Origin of the sequence: Vibrio sp. Vf1514 (genome assembly GCF_052076135.1) — a bacterium.
Taxonomy (GTDB): domain Bacteria; phylum Pseudomonadota; class Gammaproteobacteria; order Enterobacterales; family Vibrionaceae; genus Vibrio; species Vibrio furnissii.
On the sequence record NZ_CP197267.1, the window covers coordinates 3041676 to 3057098 of the forward strand.

The following is a 15423-nucleotide window of genomic DNA, read 5'->3' on the forward strand; positions in this document are numbered from 1 at the left end:
GCAGCTCAAGAGCTGCGTTTTTTGATTGAATGCGATCAGGCGAGAAACGTCCCCAGCCGCCACTGACGAAGCAACACAATACCCAAACTGAAACCGCGCATCGCCATAAAGCTCAGCATCGCCAACCACAACGCATGATTTCCCAAGAAGGCAAAGCCGTAGAACACCACAAAGAAGGTACTCGCAGCCACAAACATGCTGTTGCGCATTTCACGTCCTTTGGTGGCACCAATGAAAATGCCGTCCAACAAAAAGCACCACATGGACGTCAGCGGCATCGCCACCAGCCACGGTAAATACACCTGCGCCGTTTGCTGCACCGTCGGGATGTCGGTGATCAGCCGGATCAGCGCCGATCCATACCCACCAAACGCCAGCGTCAACAGTAAACAGATCACCACACTCCAGAACGCACTGCCAATCATCGCCGCTTTCAGTTGCGCTTCATTTTTCGCGCCAATCGCTTTCCCCACCATGGCTTCCATCGCGTAGGCAAACCCGTCCATGCCATAAGAAATCATCATCAGAAAGCTCATCAAGACCGCATTGGCGGCCACGGTTTGATCGCCAAACGCTGCGCCCTGAAACGTCATAAAACTAAATGCCGCCTGCAGGCACAATGAGCGCAAAAAGATATCGCGGTTAAGCGCGACAAAACGGCTGAGCCCCTGAGTAGATTCACGCAGCAAGGCCAAAGGCGAGGGCAACTGATGTTGCAGCCAATAGCGCCACACACACCATAAACCAAAACTCATGCCTGCATAATCGGCGATCACCGAGGCCAATGCTGCCCCTTCGACTTTCCAGCCCAACCCGAGCACAAACAGCACATCCAACGCAATGTTGACCACGTTGGTGATGATCACCATCCACATCGGCGCACGTGAGTTTTGCGTCCCGAGTAACCAACCGAGCAACACAAAGTTCGCCAGGGATGCGGGGGCACTCCAAGCACGAATGACAAAATACTGCTGCGCGTAATGTTTCACTTCAGCACTGGCAGCGCTCAAACCAAACACCCCATCAGCAATGATGCGATGGAGCAGTAAAAAGATCACCGCAAACCCCAACGCCATCAACATGCCTTGCAGCCAGACGCGCGCCAACCCCACGCGGTTGTCAGCCCCCAAGGCTTGCGCAGTTAAACCGGTGGTCGACATGCGCAAAAATCCCAGCAGCCAGAAAGTCACGCTAATGACGGTGCCACCCAGCGCCACCCCGCCCAAATACCAAGCGTGCTCAAGATGCCCGATGACGGCAGCATCAACCAAGCCCAACAGCGGGATGGTGATGTTCGAGAGCACCATGGGAATCGCCAGCCACAACACCTGTCGATGCATGGCTGGATTGGAAAGCGTCTGAAAAAGAAATTGCACGGAGTCACCCTCAAGTCATTGAGAGCAAAGTGTATCGAAGATGAGCTGCAACGGCTATGGTTTGCGCGGCAGGCTTACCAGCGGGCGTAGACGACCACGGGGGTATAACGCTGCTTGAGGGCGCCGATTTTGCTGATGAGGCGATGCCAGAACTTCCAACGCCCGCAATGCCGATCCAGTGGAGAGTGCGTGCTCACCGAGCGCGCCCACGGCAGGCAATCCAACACCGCTTCACCCGCATGCGCAAAGCCATGTTGATACTGACCCGATCCCATGTTTTGCCCCAAACGAGTCGCTGTGCGATCGCCCGCTAGCACCAAACACGCACTGGCATTGACGAAGTTCAGCCCCAACGCGCGAATAAAACGCGACACCTGCGTGCGGTCCCCATCAAGCAGTGCGTGCTCACACACAATGAGCACCGGCGCGTATTCCGGCACCGGCAAGCGATCAAGCCAAGATAAATCGGTCACACTGCCGCAGCAGTGTTGATAACGTTCACTGCTGTGAAACAGTTTTTGACGCCACAATAAGTTTTCCGTGACATCCAATTCCAGCCAGTGACAGCGGCCATTGTCAACGCGATAAAAACGCGTATCCAGCCCCGCACCAACGTTCACAATCCAGCCATCTGGATGCGCTTCCAGAAAACTGCGAACTTGTTGATCGCACAGTTGGGTCAATGTGACGTGCAGAAGTTGTTTTTGATCGATGTCGCCAGAGAGACATTCCGGCGCAAGAAGACAGCGCTGACACGCAGATGCAGCAATGGGGTCGTACACTAAACCGTTATCCACCAAGCTTTCGCGACTGCGCAACCACAACGGCTGCATCAAATTCGCAGGGATCGGATAACGTCTTGTTGAGGGGGAACGGGTTGAGCGCATTATCATCTTCCTTACATCGCACAAAGAAGATGATAATGAATATCAATTAGATTGACAAGTTATTGAGAATGACTCTCAGGAAAATCCTACATCCAGTCAGTATTGCGAATGATGCCAACCGCAATGCCTTCGATGGTCAGATCCTGACAAGTGAGATCCACTTCGATCGGTGAAAACGCTTCATTTTCAGCATGCAACAGCACTTTCGCGCCTTTGCGTTCCAAACGTTTTACGGTGACGTCATCTTCCACGCGGGCCACGACCACTTGGCCGTTGTGCACATCTTGGGTTTTGTGCACCGCCAGCAAATCGCCATCCATGATGCCGATATTTTTCATACTCTCGCCATGAACGCGCAGTAGGAAATCCGCTTGTGGGCGGAACATGCCCGGATCAACCTGATAGTGTGCTTCGACATGCTCTTGAGCGAGAATCGGTTCACCCGCCGCCACACGACCAATCAGGGGTAAGCCTGCATCGTCTGCGTTGTCGTTCGCCGCTTCCACCAGAATACGAATCCCACGAGAGGCACCCGGTACGATTTCAATCACTTGTTTACGTGCCAGAGCTTTCAAATGCTCTTCCGCCGCATTGGCAGAACGGAAACCCAACTCACGTGCAATTTCAGCACGAGTGGGTGGCATTCCGGTTTCATCGATCTTGCTTCGAATCAGATCGAACACTTCTTGTTGGCGTGGCGTCAACGGCTTCATAAGTCACCTGTCTTTTTATACAGTTGCCTGTGAGTATATCCAGTATTTGGTGAAATGCAAACCAATTGCTCGTTTTTTATATCAACGGGTTAGATAAAGAGAGCCTCGACCCACACGTAGCCGCAAATGGCCATGGCGACAAACACCGCCGCCGAGCCCATGTCTTTGGCACGCCCCGCCAATTCGTGCTGCTCTGAACCAATGCGATCCACCACCGCTTCCACGGCACTGTTGAGCAGCTCCACCACCATCACCAACAGCACAGTGCCAATCATCAGCATGCGTTCTAATTGCGTGACATCCAGCCACACCGCCAATGGAATGAGCACGCAGGCGAGAATGGCTTCTTCGCGAAAAGCGGCTTCGTGTTTTAATGCCGCACACAGGCCTTGGTATGAATAGCGTGTCGCTTTGATGACGCGTTTGATTCCTTGAGGATTTTTTTGCTGCACGTGTGTTTCCCGTTCTGGACATTTCACGCAGAAATGACGCTTTGGTAATCATTAAAATTAAAAGGTTCGACCAGTTTCTGGTATGCTTGCTGCTCAAAAAAAGACACCGATTGACGTGTATCGCATTTTTCATGCTCTCTGTTTCTTATGAAAAACACGCTGCACGTCAGTTTCTGTATGTATTCTTGAGGCCTTGAACTCTTATGTCTTCTGGACACTCATTTTCGCGTTCCTTGTTGAAATTACCACTGTCTGTTCTGGTAAAAGGTACGGTCATTCCATCCAATCCGATCGATGATCTCGAGATTGATATTAACAAGCCGATCGTCTATGCACTACCCTTTCGCTCCAATGTCGACCTGTTGACGCTGCAAACGCATGCGTTACAAGCCGGCCTGCCGGATCCGTTAGAACCGCTGACCATTCATGGTCACACGCTGAAACGTTACGTGTTCATCTCGTCGCGCCCCACGCTGCTGCAAGATGACAATCAGGTGCCGACCGATTCTATCGCCACATTCAGCGAAATGCTCAGCCTGCATCAAGAAGATTCGGAGTTGGATGTGCAGGTCATTCCTGCCACCGTCCTGTGGGGACGCAAACCGGGCAAAGAAGGTCGGGAACGTCCATATTTGCAAGCCTTGAATGGCCCGCAAAAAGCCAAAGCGGTCTTTGCCGCCGGACGGGACTGTTTGGTGCGCTTTAGCCCCGTGGTCTCGCTGCGTTATATGGCCGACTCGCACGGCACCGATGCCTCGATTGCCCACAAGCTGGCACGTGTGGCGCGCATTCACTTCTCACGTCAGAAGCTGGCGGCGTCTGGGCCGAACCTGCCACAACGCCACCAGTTGTTCCAGCGCTTGATGAACTCCCCAGCGATCGAAAAAGCGATTGCTGATGAAGCGGCCGCGAAGAACATCTCGCTGGAGAAAGCGCGCAAAGAAGCGCACGACATGCTTGATGAAATCGCCGCAGACTTCTCTTACTCGTTGGTGCGCAAAGGCGATCGCATTCTGGGTTGGTTGTGGAACCGCATCTATCAAGGCTTGAACATCAATAACGCCGCGACGGTGCGCCGTCTGGCACAAGATGGTCACGAGATTGTATATGTGCCCTGTCATCGCAGCCACATGGATTACCTGTTGCTGTCGTACGTGTTGTATCACGAAGGCATGGTACCCCCGCACATTGCGGCAGGCATTAACCTCAACTTCTTCCCGGCCGGACCGATTTTCCGCCGTGGTGGCGCATTCTTTATTCGTCGCAGCTTTAAAGGCAACAAACTCTATTCGACCATCTTCCGCGAGTATCTGGCTGAGCTGTTTGCCAAAGGCTACTCGGTGGAGTACTTCAGTGAAGGGGGCCGCTCACGCACAGGTCGCCTGCTGCAAGCCAAAACCGGTATGCTGGCGATGACCATTCAAGCCATGTTGCGCGGTCTCAACCGCCCGGTCACGCTGGTGCCCGTGTACATCGGCTATGAACATGTGATGGAAGTAGGCACTTACGCCAAAGAGCTGCGCGGTAAACGCAAAGAGAAAGAGAATGCCAGCCTGGTGCTGCGCACCATTCGTAAACTGCGCAACTTCGGTCAAGGCTACGTGAACTTTGGTGAGCCGATTCCATTGAACCAGTTCTTGAATGAGCAAGTGCCCGAGTGGACACAAGACATCGATGCCATGGGCGCGAGCAAACCCCAGTGGATGACACCGGTGGTGAACAAGCTCGCGACGAAAATGATGACGCACATTAACGATGCGGCGGCCGCCAATGCCATGACCCTGTGTGCGACGGCGCTTTTGGCATCGCGTCAACGCGCGCTGGCCCGTGACAATCTGGTGAAGCAGATCGATTGCTACCTGCAATTGCTGCGCAACGTGCCCTATTCCAACACCTATACCGTGCCAAGCGACAGCGCGGAAAGTTTGGTACAGCACGCCGAATCACTGGATAAGTTTGTGGTGGAAACCGACACCATGGGCGACATCATTTCGCTCGATCGCAATCAGTCGATTCTAATGACCTACTACCGCAACAACATCATTCACCTGCTGGCGCTGCCATCACTGATTGCGCAGATGCTGATCCGTCAGCAACAAATGCCGGTGGAACAGATTCAGACCTGTGTTGCGAAGGTGTACCCATTCCTCAAACAAGAGCTGTTCCTCAGCCATGATGAAACGCAACTCGATGAGGTGGTGATGCATTATCTCGCTGAGCTGCAACGCCAACAACTGGTCACGCTGGACGATGGCATAGCCACCATCAACCAAGCGCAGACGCAGGTGCTGATGCTGCTGGGTCGCACCATCTCTGAGACGCTGCAACGCTACGCGATCACACTCAACCTGTTGGTGGCCAATCCTGAGCTGGGTAAATCCGATCTGGAAAGCAAGAGCCAAGAAATTGCGCAGCGTCTGGGTCGACTGCACGGCATCAACGCCCCCGAGTTTTTCGACAAAGGCGTGTTCTCGTCGATGTTTGTCACGCTCAAACAACAAGGCTACCTCGACAGCGATGGCAACTGCCACCTCGACCAGACCAAGCACTTCTCGCGCATGCTCTACACCATGCTGTACCCTGAAGTGCGCCTGACCATTCAGGAAAGTATCTGTCAGGTGGAATAATTCCCCGCAGACACACAAAAGGCATCCCGCGGGATGCCTTTTTTCTTGCTCATACGTGAGTCACGTCGATACCAAACACCGCGGCCACGCTTAGAGGAAAGAGATAAACATCCCCAAAGCGATCGCCATACCGACGTAGTTGTTGTTGAGGAACGCCTGAAAACACGGCATGCGATCGCGATGGCGAATCAGATGCTGTTGATACACAAACAAACCGCTGGCCGCCAACAATCCCCAATAGTAACTGGCGCCCAGTTGGAAACTGTACCCAAGCGCAATCAGCATCGCGATGGTCAGCAGTTGCAACACACCGATGATCAGTTTATCGAAGCGACCAAACAGAATCGCGGTCGATTTCACCCCGATCAGCAGATCGTCATCACGGTCAACCATGGCATATTGCGTGTCGTAGGCCACCGTCCACAGCACGTTGATCACAAACAGATACCACGCCACCAGCGGTAATTCACCCGATTGCGCCGCCCACGCCATCGGAATCGACCAGCTAAACGCCAAGCCAAGAAAGAATTGTGGCAGGTGCGTATAACGCTTCATAAACGGGTAGATGAACGCCAGAATCAACCCGGCAAACGACAGTTTGATCGTCAGCGGGTTCATGGTCAGCACCAAGAGAAACGACAGCAGCGACAGCAGCACAAACAACGTAAAGGCTTCACGCGCCGTCACTTTGCCTGCAGGCAGCGGACGCTGCGCGGTCCGTTTGACGTGGCCGTCAACTTTGCGATCGGCAAAATCATTGATCACGCACCCCGCCGAACGCATGGCAAACACCCCAATCACAAACACCACCAACACGTTGAAATCCGGCATGCCTCGCGCGGCTAAAATCAACGCCCAAATGGTCGGCCACAACAGCAGCAATGAGCCAATCGGACGATCCATGCGCGTTAACTGCCAATAGGCGCGGGCTTTTGCAGTATTCATCTACACTCTCTCCTTAGAGTAAATCAGTGAGTCTGGCAGAAACAGTTCTGCCACCAACATGGGTTTGTCGTTCATCCACAAGCGGGAGCGGCGTGCCATCAGCGGGCCGTGCGCGGTGTGCGCCCAGCCAACCTGCAAAGCGTCACGTTTCGCATTGTCAGAGCTGAACACCGTCAAGCCCAGCGGAATCTCGCCTTGTTGGGTGAAATCGTGGGATTGATCCTGCAGCGAAGAGCGCGGAATCAATGTGCTGCCTAACACCCAAGGCACCTCATCTCCCAATAGAACCACCTGACGTAAGAGGCAATCTTCGTGTGCCAATAGATCAATTTCATCCGCCTGAAGCGCGTCGTGACTCATCACTTGGTTACGCAACAAATTGACACTAAAATGCTGACAATGTTGTGCCATCAAATGTGATAATGAGCCCTGCTCTAACAACCAAATTTTGGCGTTTTCATCAGGATACCGGAAATGGTCTGGCTGCTGCCATGTGACCTGGCGCAAAGCCGTCAAATAAAGCGAAGTTGTTTGATTCATACTAGTATTCAATATGACGTTTGATCGTCATACAATAAGGCCCAACTGGGGAGACATCCCTGAACTTTCGAACCCTATCAAGCATTTTGTTTACAATTAGATGCGCTATTGTAACAAGACTCGGGCGTTTCGAGTATCGTGAACCGTAGAAAGAATTGACAGAAATATGCTTAAACGTTATCTAGTCCAAACAATGCTGGCTCTCGGCTTGCTTCTTCCGTGCGTGGCTCATGCCGAGGAAAACGAAGCGCCGAAGTTTGCCTATTTCACCCTAGAACCCGATCTGACCACCAACTTTTATACCAAAGGCAAAAAGCTCGGCTACATTCAGGTACGTATCGACATTATGGTGGCCAGCAGTACGGACCTGCCCTTGATTGAAACGCATCAGCCACTGATTCGTGATGCGGTGGTCGAATTGCTTGGCAAACAGACGGAAGACACCATCAAGTCGTTGGCCGGACGCGAAGATTTACGCAAAACCTTGGTCGAGCAGCTCAATAATATTCTGCTGACAGAAACCGGGCGACGCGTCATCGCAGACTTACTGTTCACCAAGTACATTTATCAGTAAGCACCACGCCCCATCGGTGCGACAGCGATACAAAAAAGCGGCTCATCAGCCGCTTTTTTTAATGCGTTAGTTCTGCGCAGTTTTGGACTGAAAACGTCCGGCATCATGCAAACCGAGCACCACGCCGGTCACCAATCCGGCCAGGTGCGCCGTATTGGCAATCGCCATAAAGGGTTGCACATACCCCAACACCAACCAGACCAGCATGAAACCGATCAGCGGTTTGGGCATGCTAAGGCCCACATGTGGCGCGCGCACACCAAGCATCCACAAGTAGCCGACCAGCGCATACACCACGCCCGACAGACCACCAAAATTGGCCCCTTCGACCCAATATTGGCCAGCGCCCGACAGCGCAGCCGAGATCAAAAACACTTGCAGTAACTTGCCACTGCCGAGGCGCTTTTCAATGTCGCCCCCCAGTTGCCACCACCACAACAGGTTGAACACAATGTGGATCACCGAGAAATGCAGCAGCGCATGCGTAAACCAACGCCATAACTGCCATTGCTGGCCCGCGTGCGCCGGAAAGTGCAGCGCGCCAAAAATCTGATTGCCCAACCCCAGATAGGCCAGCACGAAGATCACTGCGCACACCGCCATCACCAACAGGGTCAACGGGCCCGCTTTCGCGCGCACCATCGCCATCATGCTGGGCGAACGGTAATGGAATTGAGATTGACGGGATTCGGCCATCGTCCACGACGCGGCCTGATATTTAGCATCATGTGGATGGTGCAAAAACTGCTTTAATTCCGCTTCCGCTTCCACTTGGTGCTGATCGTCGACCAACCACAGCGCAAACTGATTCCCCCCTTCCGGCATCATCTGAATTTCAATCTGGCGCGAGGCCATGTAATCGATGAAGGCTTGCGCCACGCGCGGGTTATTCAGGGCAATCAGTCTAATCATAAGTCAGCTCGCTTCGACAGGCAGGTTGGCACGATGCCAGGCTTCAAAACCACCATCGACACTATACACCTGTTCAAAGCCCTGGTTAACCAGGTATTGCGCCGCGCCTTGGCTGCTGATGCCGTGGTAACACATCACCAGCACCGGTTGATCAAATTCGACTTGTTCCATGAAAGAGACGATCGTGTCATTGGTCAGGTGATACGCCGTTTGGGCATGCGCCACAGCAAACGACTGCGGATCACGAATGTCGACGAGCTGGGCATTGTGTTGTTCGATGAGTGCTTGCGCACCCGCCACATCGATGTGCTGAAATTGGTCCATGTTGAGTTCTCATTTGGGCATTATTTTACAGCACACAGTGTAACCTATCCCACGCTGAACAAGTACACGGGCGGAGTAAGGTTATCCACCAGCGATCAAATTCTCATCATTTGTGGATAATTCTGTGGATTGCGTTGATAAAGTGGTTTGATTGAAATCGATCCACAACATCTTGTGATGATCCTGATTTAGTTGTGTGTAAAGAGAAACATATCCCCAAATAGAAAACAGCGTTCAAGCCTTGATTTACCCCGCTTGATGACAGTCAGTAAATAATTTTGTCACAGAGTTATCCACAGAAGTGACTTGACTTCGGATCGCCCCTGTCGATCAAGCATAAAAAAACCGAGATCCAGAGATCTCGGTTTTTCATCAATACGTCAGACTTACGGAGGGAGTTTAGAATTCGCCAACCGCGTCTTTCAGTTTCTTCATCGCGTTCTTTTCTAGCTGACGAATACGCTCAGCAGAGACGTTGTACATTTCGGCCAACTCTTGCAGCGTGGCTTTCTGGTCGTCTAACCAACGTGAACGCACAATGTGTTGGCTACGTTCATCCAAACTCGACAGCGCAAGCGCCAAGCGTTGGTTGGTGTGCGCTTCCCAGTTCTGGGCTTCGACGTTTTCCGCTAAATCCGATTGCTTGTCTTCCAAGTACAACACCGGCGCGGTATACGCGTTCGGGTTGTCGTCATCGTCGTTCGACATTTCAAACGTCGCATCTTGGGCGGCCAAGCGCGATTCCATTTCACGCACTTCGGACGGTTCAACGCCCAGCTCGCGTGCTACAGTTTCGACCTCGCCGTTATTGAACCAACCCAGACGCTTTTTCGATTTACGCAGGTTGAAGAACAACTTACGTTGCGCCTTGGTGGTGGCAATTTTCACGATGCGCCAGTTACGCAGCACGTACTCGTGAATTTCTGCTTTGATCCAGTGCACCGCAAAAGACACCAGTCGTACACCCACCTCTGGGTTGAAGCGTTTCACCGCTTTCATCAAACCGATATTGCCTTCCTGCACCAGATCGGCCATTGGCAGACCGTAGCCGGAGTACCCACGAGCAACATGAACAACAAATCGAAGGTGCGACAGGATCAACCCTTTCGCGGCTTCAATATCACCTGAGTAATGTAATCGCTCAGCCATTTCACGCTCTTCTTCAGCGGTCAGCATAGGGTAGCTGTTCACTGAACGGATGTAGCTGTCTAAGCTGTCCTGTGAAACGAGAGCCATTGGATACGCTTGGTTAGTCATTCAAATCCTCATCAATCTCTGATCTGGAGTAAGTTTTAACCCATCAATCTTGAACCCAAAATGAACAGGTTTCAAGACTCGATTGGTCATTATGCACAAACTGTCGGTGGTGACAAGTCACGCCGCCACGCGGATTGAGCACTGTGGGTTAAGACCCACAACGCTTACACAGGTTCAATTTCTTTTAAATGTCGACGCGCGGAGACGCGTGCCGCAATGCAGCCTAAAAATGTGCCCAACATCAGCAGCAACAGTGATTCATCCCAGCCAAGGCCAATCAAACGAAAACGGCTGTCGTACAACTTCGCCAACTCTTCCACGGCGCCATTGAGTAGCACCGTGATGAGAGCCGTCAGCAACCAGGCCGCCAACGCCCCCAACAACCCAAACCACATGCCCGAATACAAGTACGGACGCAGAATGTAGCTGTCGGTCGCACCAATCAGCTTCATGGTTTGAATTTCATCTTTATTGGCCTGCACATTAAAGCGCAGCGTGTTACCGACAATCAGAAACACCGAGGCCAGCATCAGCAGCGATAAACTCACCACCACCACACTGGCCAAGTTGCGAATCGCATCCAACCGCGCCAACCAATCTTCGTCGAGGCGCACATCGGTGACGTCCTCTTCGCCTTGAATGGCGCGCGCAATCGCTTTGATCTGCTCTTTGTCGTCAATGCCTGGGCTAATCACCAACACCCCCGGCAGTGCGTATTCATCCAGCAAGCTGATCGCTTGGTCAAATCCGGCGTACTGGCTTAAATCGTCCAGCCCTTGTTGGGGCGAAATGTAATCGACCACCGCCACATCGCTGCGACTTTCAATCTGGTCTTTGAGCACCATGATCCGCGGCTCCGGCGTGCCCTCTTTCATATACACACTGATTTGCGACGGGCTGGCCACATTGTCGGCCACCGACGCGATATTTTTACTCAGCAAGTACATGCAGGCCGGCAGAGACAACGCCATCGAAATCACCGCCAGCGTCAACACATTGCCCAGCGGACGCTGCCACAAGGCCGAAAACGATGCCTTGGCCTGCTTAATGTGCATGGTGAGGAAGCCGTCCGTTTTTGCCCGCTTGTTGTCGCGCGCTTTAGCTGGCTTCTTGGCGTTGGGTTTAATGGCCATAATCTTCGACCTCACTCAAAAATCCCTGATTCAGTTCCATGTGACGGTACTGCGGACGCGAGTTGACTAAATTGATGTCGTGCGTCGCCAGCAAAATGCTCACGCCGGCCCGGTTAAACTCTTCAAACAGGCGCAAAATGCGATTCGACAATTCTGGGTCGAGGTTTCCGGTCGGTTCGTCAGCCAGCAGCAGTGTGGGGCGATTGACCACCGCACGCGCGATGCCGACTCGCTGTTGCTCACCGCCAGAAAGTTGCGTAGGCAAACAGCGGGCTTTGTCCAGCAAACCGGTTTTATCTAGTGCCGCCGATACGCGACGTTTGATGTCGTTTTCTGAAATCGATTCGATGCGCATCGGCAACGCCACATTTTCAAATACCGTGCGATCCATCAGCAAACGATGATCTTGGAACACAATACCGATGTTGCGGCGCAGAAAAGGAATGTCTTTGGCGGGAATTCGCGTGATGTCGTGACCATTGAAGCTGATCTTGCCATCGGTCGGACGTTCAATTGCACAAATGAGTTTCAGCAGCGTACTTTTCCCTGCCCCGGAGTGACCGCCTAAAAAGGCCATTTCGCCACGGCGCAAATGAAAGTCGACTTTTTGTAGTGCTTGGCGTCCGCCGCGGTAGGCTTTACTGACTTGTTGGAACTTGATCACGTATCCTTCCCCTGTTGACCGTTAACCCCAGCCAGACGCAATACGATACGTCTGGCTGTGTGGCAGATTCAATTACTCGTCGCGACTAAACAGCGCGTCGATAAATTCCTGCGTTGCAAATGGACGCAGATCGTCAATGCCTTCACCGACACCGATGTAACGAATTGGAATTTGGAACTGATCGGCAATCGCAAAAATCACGCCACCTTTGGCGGTGCCATCGAGTTTGGTCAGCGTGATCCCGGTCAGCGGCGCCACGTCGCTAAACAGCTTCGCTTGGCTGATGGCATTCTGGCCGGTACCCGCATCAAGCGTCAGCATGATTTCGTGCGGCGCTGAATCGTCGATCTTCTTCATCACGCGTACGATTTTGCGCAGCTCTTCCATCAGGTTCGCTTTATTTTGCAAACGGCCAGCGGTATCGGCGATCACCACGTCCACGCCACGCGCTTTTGCCGCTTCAATCGCATCGTAAATCACCGAAGCACTATCGGCGCCCGTGTGCTGCGCAATCACAGGGACGTTGTTGCGCTCGCCCCAGATTTGCAGTTGCTCGACCGCTGCGGCGCGGAACGTATCACCCGCCGCCAGCATCACTTTCTTGCCTTCGGCTTGGAACTGTTTAGCCAGCTTACCGATGGTGGTGGTTTTACCCACACCGTTCACGCCCACCATCAGGATCACGAATGGCGTTTTGCTGCTATCGATCACCAGCGGCTGCTCAACCGTCGACAGAATCTCGGCCATCTCGTCTTTGAGCACACCATACAAGGCTTCGCCGTCACGCAGTTGCTGACGCGATGATTTTTCGGTCAGGCTGGCGATGATTTTGAGCGTGGTGTCCATCCCGACATCGGCCACCAACAGTTGTTCTTCCAACTCTTCAAACAGGTCGTCGTCAATTTTTTTGCCTTTAAACAGGCCAAAGAAACCGGCACCGATGTTGGCTTTGGTGCGGCTTAGGCTACGTTTCAGGCGCGCAAAAAAGCTTTCGGTGGGTTTTTCTTGTTCTTGCACACGTTCCGGCTGCGTGGCTGCTGGTATTGCTTCGTCAACCGCAACCTCGGTTGCAACGTTTGTTTCTGCTTCTGCTTCTGCTTCTGCTAAGGCAGTCTCGGGTTCCGCGACAGGCTCTTCAACCGGGTTCTGTTGTTCGTCTTGTTCTGTATCGGTTGTTGGTTTCTGGCTCTGTTCTTCATCACCAAAGCCAAGCCATGACAGTAAGCCACGCTTCTTCTTTTCCGTCATCTGGGGATATCCTGGATTGATTTAACTCACACACCGAAGCCGATTGCGCCCTGCACGCCGTTGAGCAAGCGAGGGATGAACCATAAGGCCACATCAACGGGACTTGGGTGTGTCTTCTTTTCTTAAAGAATTATCGCTTTTGCACAAAGAATAATGACAAAGCAGTGAAAACTTTTACGCTTGCTTGATACACTTTGCCATAATTTTGAATGCCAAACTTCTGTTCGCCCGGCGAAAAGGCGCACAGACTGGCTATAGTAACACTTAATTAGCGGTCAAAAAATCTATGCTAAGACGTCGTCAGCAAAACCCATCACAAAAACGCGCACCCAGCGGTCAGGTTCGCATCATCAGCGGCCTATGGCGAGGACGCAAACTGCCCGTGCACGATGCCGAAGGCTTGCGCCCAACCACCGATCGCGTCAAAGAAACGCTGTTTAACTGGCTCGCCCAAGACATCCCGCACGCCAAGTGCCTCGACCTATTTGCCGGCTCTGGCGGTTTAGGTTTTGAAGCGGCGTCGCGTCAGGCCGAGAAGGTCACCATGCTGGAGATGAACCCGCAAGCCTTTGCGCAGCTCAAAACCAACATCGCCGCGCTCAAAGCCAGCACCATTGAAGCCATCAACACCGATACACTCGCCTACCTCAAGCAACCAGGCCAAGGCTACGATGTGGTGTTTATCGACCCGCCGTTCCGTCAAGGTTTGTTACAACAAACGGTGCAGTTATTGGAGCAAAACGGGTGGCTTGCGCCCAACGCCATGATTTATATTGAGAGCGAAAAAGAACTGCCCCTGACTGAGCTACCAGAACACTGGCAACTGTATCGTGAGAAAATTGCGGGTCAGGTGTGTTACCGACTGTTTGAAAGGACATCCGAATGAAAATTCTGCTGGCGTTAGCCAAAGCTGCCATCGCGTTCGTCTGGTTGATACTGCTGATCAACATCGTGATGCCATTTCCGGGCAAAGCGGCGATCGCGCTGTACATCATGACCGCCTTCCTGTTTTTTATGCACGGTTTGCAGATGCTGATCTTCGTTGGCGCGTTTGGCGACAAAGTCAAAATGAGTGGCTGGGAGAAATGGTCATTTTGATTTTTGGTATCTTTGCGTTGCTCGATATTCGCCGCAAACACATGATGTAAAAAAACCGCCGAATGGCGGTTTTTTTACATCCCTACGTAACTCTTAATGCCGTTGAGCAGCATCTGCGTCGACATCATCACCAACAGCAGCCCCATCAGGCGCTCGACCGCTTTAAGGCCGCGCTCGCCGAGCACTTTGTGGAAGAAGCCATAGAACATCAAAATCAGGAACGTGCCCGCCCAAGCGAGAATCACCGCCGCCGACAGCTCCAGTAAGTTGTCTGGGTATTGCGTGGACAAGAGCAGCAACGCGGCAATCACAGACGGACCGGCGATCATCGGAATCGCCATCGGCACGATAAACGGTTCTTCCCCCGCAGCAAGGCCGGTGATGCTGCCAGCGCTGGGGAAAATCATCTTGATGGCGATAATAAACAGAATGATACCGCCGGAAATGCTTAAGGTTTCTGGCTGCACATGCAGGAAGCTGAGTATCGATTGACCGGCAAACAGAAACAGCATCAGAATCACCAGCGCAAAACAGAGCTCGCGAACCAACACTTTACGACGACGTTTGGGATCCAAGTGTTTCAGAATGGACAACACCACGGGCAAGTTGCCCAGCGGGTCCATGATCAGAAACAGCATGGTCGCAGCCGATAAAATCTCCATAACACCTCAAT

The 15423-nt window shown here is 52.6% G+C and carries 16 protein-coding genes and 1 pseudogene; 4 read left to right on the forward strand and 13 right to left on the reverse strand.

Annotated elements, in window-relative coordinates; genetic code table 11:
• Positions 1–35: 35 nt before the first annotated feature.
• The 4 genes from dinF to ACS18Q_RS14120 all read right to left on the reverse strand — a co-directional run bounded on the left by dinF (position 36) and on the right by ACS18Q_RS14120 (position 3428).
• The gene (gene dinF / locus ACS18Q_RS14105) at positions 36–1340 is read right to left on the reverse strand and encodes an MATE family efflux transporter DinF (RefSeq protein WP_441257651.1); all 1305 of its coding nucleotides are present in this window, start codon (positions 1338–1340) and stop codon (positions 36–38) included.
• A 110-nt stretch (positions 1341–1450) separates the two neighbouring features.
• On the reverse strand, positions 1451–2263 hold the full coding sequence (locus tag ACS18Q_RS14110; protein ID WP_014204263.1) for a class I SAM-dependent methyltransferase: 813 nt from the start codon (positions 2261–2263) through the stop codon (positions 1451–1453).
• 86 nt (positions 2264–2349) lie between these two features.
• Complete coding sequence (gene lexA / locus ACS18Q_RS14115) at positions 2350–2976, reverse strand: transcriptional repressor LexA (RefSeq protein WP_004724427.1); 627 nt, start codon at positions 2974–2976, stop codon at positions 2350–2352.
• Between the two features lie 89 nt (positions 2977–3065).
• Complete coding sequence (locus ACS18Q_RS14120) at positions 3066–3428, reverse strand: diacylglycerol kinase (protein WP_014204262.1); 363 nt, start codon at positions 3426–3428, stop codon at positions 3066–3068.
• Between the two features lie 203 nt (positions 3429–3631).
• Between ACS18Q_RS14120 and plsB the strand changes: the two genes are divergently transcribed.
• Positions 3632–6055 (forward strand): glycerol-3-phosphate 1-O-acyltransferase PlsB, encoded by a 2424-nt coding sequence (gene plsB / locus ACS18Q_RS14125; RefSeq protein ID WP_004724424.1) that lies wholly within the window; start codon positions 3632–3634, stop codon positions 6053–6055.
• A gap of 90 nt (positions 6056–6145) precedes the next feature.
• Here the strand turns inward: plsB and ubiA are convergent, their stop codons facing one another.
• On the reverse strand, positions 6146–7000 hold the full coding sequence (gene ubiA, locus ACS18Q_RS14130) for a 4-hydroxybenzoate octaprenyltransferase (RefSeq protein WP_004724423.1): 855 nt from the start codon (positions 6998–7000) through the stop codon (positions 6146–6148).
• Positions 7001–7540: a chorismate lyase gene (locus tag ACS18Q_RS14135; protein WP_286211381.1), complete on the reverse strand. Its 540-nt coding sequence runs from the start codon at positions 7538–7540 to the stop codon at positions 7001–7003.
• A gap of 166 nt (positions 7541–7706) precedes the next feature.
• On the opposite strand from ACS18Q_RS14135, the gene ACS18Q_RS14140 reads away from it, so the two are divergent.
• Positions 7707–8114 (forward strand): flagellar basal body-associated protein FliL, encoded by a 408-nt coding sequence (locus ACS18Q_RS14140; protein WP_014204260.1) that lies wholly within the window; start codon positions 7707–7709, stop codon positions 8112–8114.
• Positions 8115–8180: 66 nt separating this feature from the next.
• On the opposite strand, the gene glpG is transcribed toward ACS18Q_RS14140, so the two are convergent.
• From glpG to ftsY, 6 genes are all read right to left on the reverse strand, one after another.
• Entirely contained in the window at positions 8181–9026 is an 846-nt protein-coding gene (gene glpG, locus ACS18Q_RS14145; protein WP_432583654.1) for a rhomboid family intramembrane serine protease GlpG, read from the reverse strand.
• 3 nt (positions 9027–9029) lie between these two features.
• The gene (gene glpE, locus ACS18Q_RS14150) at positions 9030–9350 is read right to left on the reverse strand and encodes a thiosulfate sulfurtransferase GlpE (RefSeq protein ID WP_004724416.1); all 321 of its coding nucleotides are present in this window, start codon (positions 9348–9350) and stop codon (positions 9030–9032) included.
• Positions 9351–9749: 399 nt separating this feature from the next.
• Positions 9750–10607 (reverse strand): RNA polymerase sigma factor RpoH, encoded by an 858-nt coding sequence (gene rpoH / locus ACS18Q_RS14155; RefSeq protein ID WP_038150731.1) that lies wholly within the window; start codon positions 10605–10607, stop codon positions 9750–9752.
• Between the two features lie 164 nt (positions 10608–10771).
• A complete protein-coding gene (gene ftsX / locus ACS18Q_RS14160) occupies positions 10772–11740 on the reverse strand; it encodes a permease-like cell division protein FtsX (protein WP_004724412.1) in 969 nt (322 codons plus the stop codon).
• Positions 11730–12404 carry a cell division ATP-binding protein FtsE gene (ftsE, locus tag ACS18Q_RS14165; protein ID WP_004724409.1) on the reverse strand — a complete coding sequence of 225 codons (675 nt, stop codon included), beginning with the start codon at positions 12402–12404 and terminating at the stop codon, positions 11730–11732. The genes ftsX and ftsE overlap by 11 nt, the downstream gene beginning before the upstream one ends.
• A gap of 72 nt (positions 12405–12476) precedes the next feature.
• On the reverse strand, positions 12477–13652 hold the full coding sequence (gene ftsY, locus ACS18Q_RS14170) for a signal recognition particle-docking protein FtsY (protein WP_441257179.1): 1176 nt from the start codon (positions 13650–13652) through the stop codon (positions 12477–12479).
• Between the two features lie 286 nt (positions 13653–13938).
• Here ftsY and rsmD point away from each other — a divergent pair, with 286 nt between their 5' ends.
• Together rsmD and ACS18Q_RS14180 are read left to right on the forward strand one after the other, a co-directional pair.
• On the forward strand, positions 13939–14538 hold the full coding sequence (gene rsmD / locus ACS18Q_RS14175; RefSeq protein WP_055466651.1) for a 16S rRNA (guanine(966)-N(2))-methyltransferase RsmD: 600 nt from the start codon (positions 13939–13941) through the stop codon (positions 14536–14538).
• Positions 14535–14800, forward strand: a pseudogene (locus tag ACS18Q_RS14180) (DUF1145 domain-containing protein). The gene rsmD and the pseudogene ACS18Q_RS14180 overlap by 4 nt, the downstream one beginning before the upstream one ends.
• Before the next feature lie 24 nt (positions 14801–14824).
• Here ACS18Q_RS14180 and ACS18Q_RS14185 read toward each other — a convergent pair.
• On the reverse strand, positions 14825–15412 hold the full coding sequence (locus tag ACS18Q_RS14185; RefSeq protein WP_004724403.1) for a YhgN family NAAT transporter: 588 nt from the start codon (positions 15410–15412) through the stop codon (positions 14825–14827).
• Positions 15413–15423: the final 11 nt, after the last annotated feature.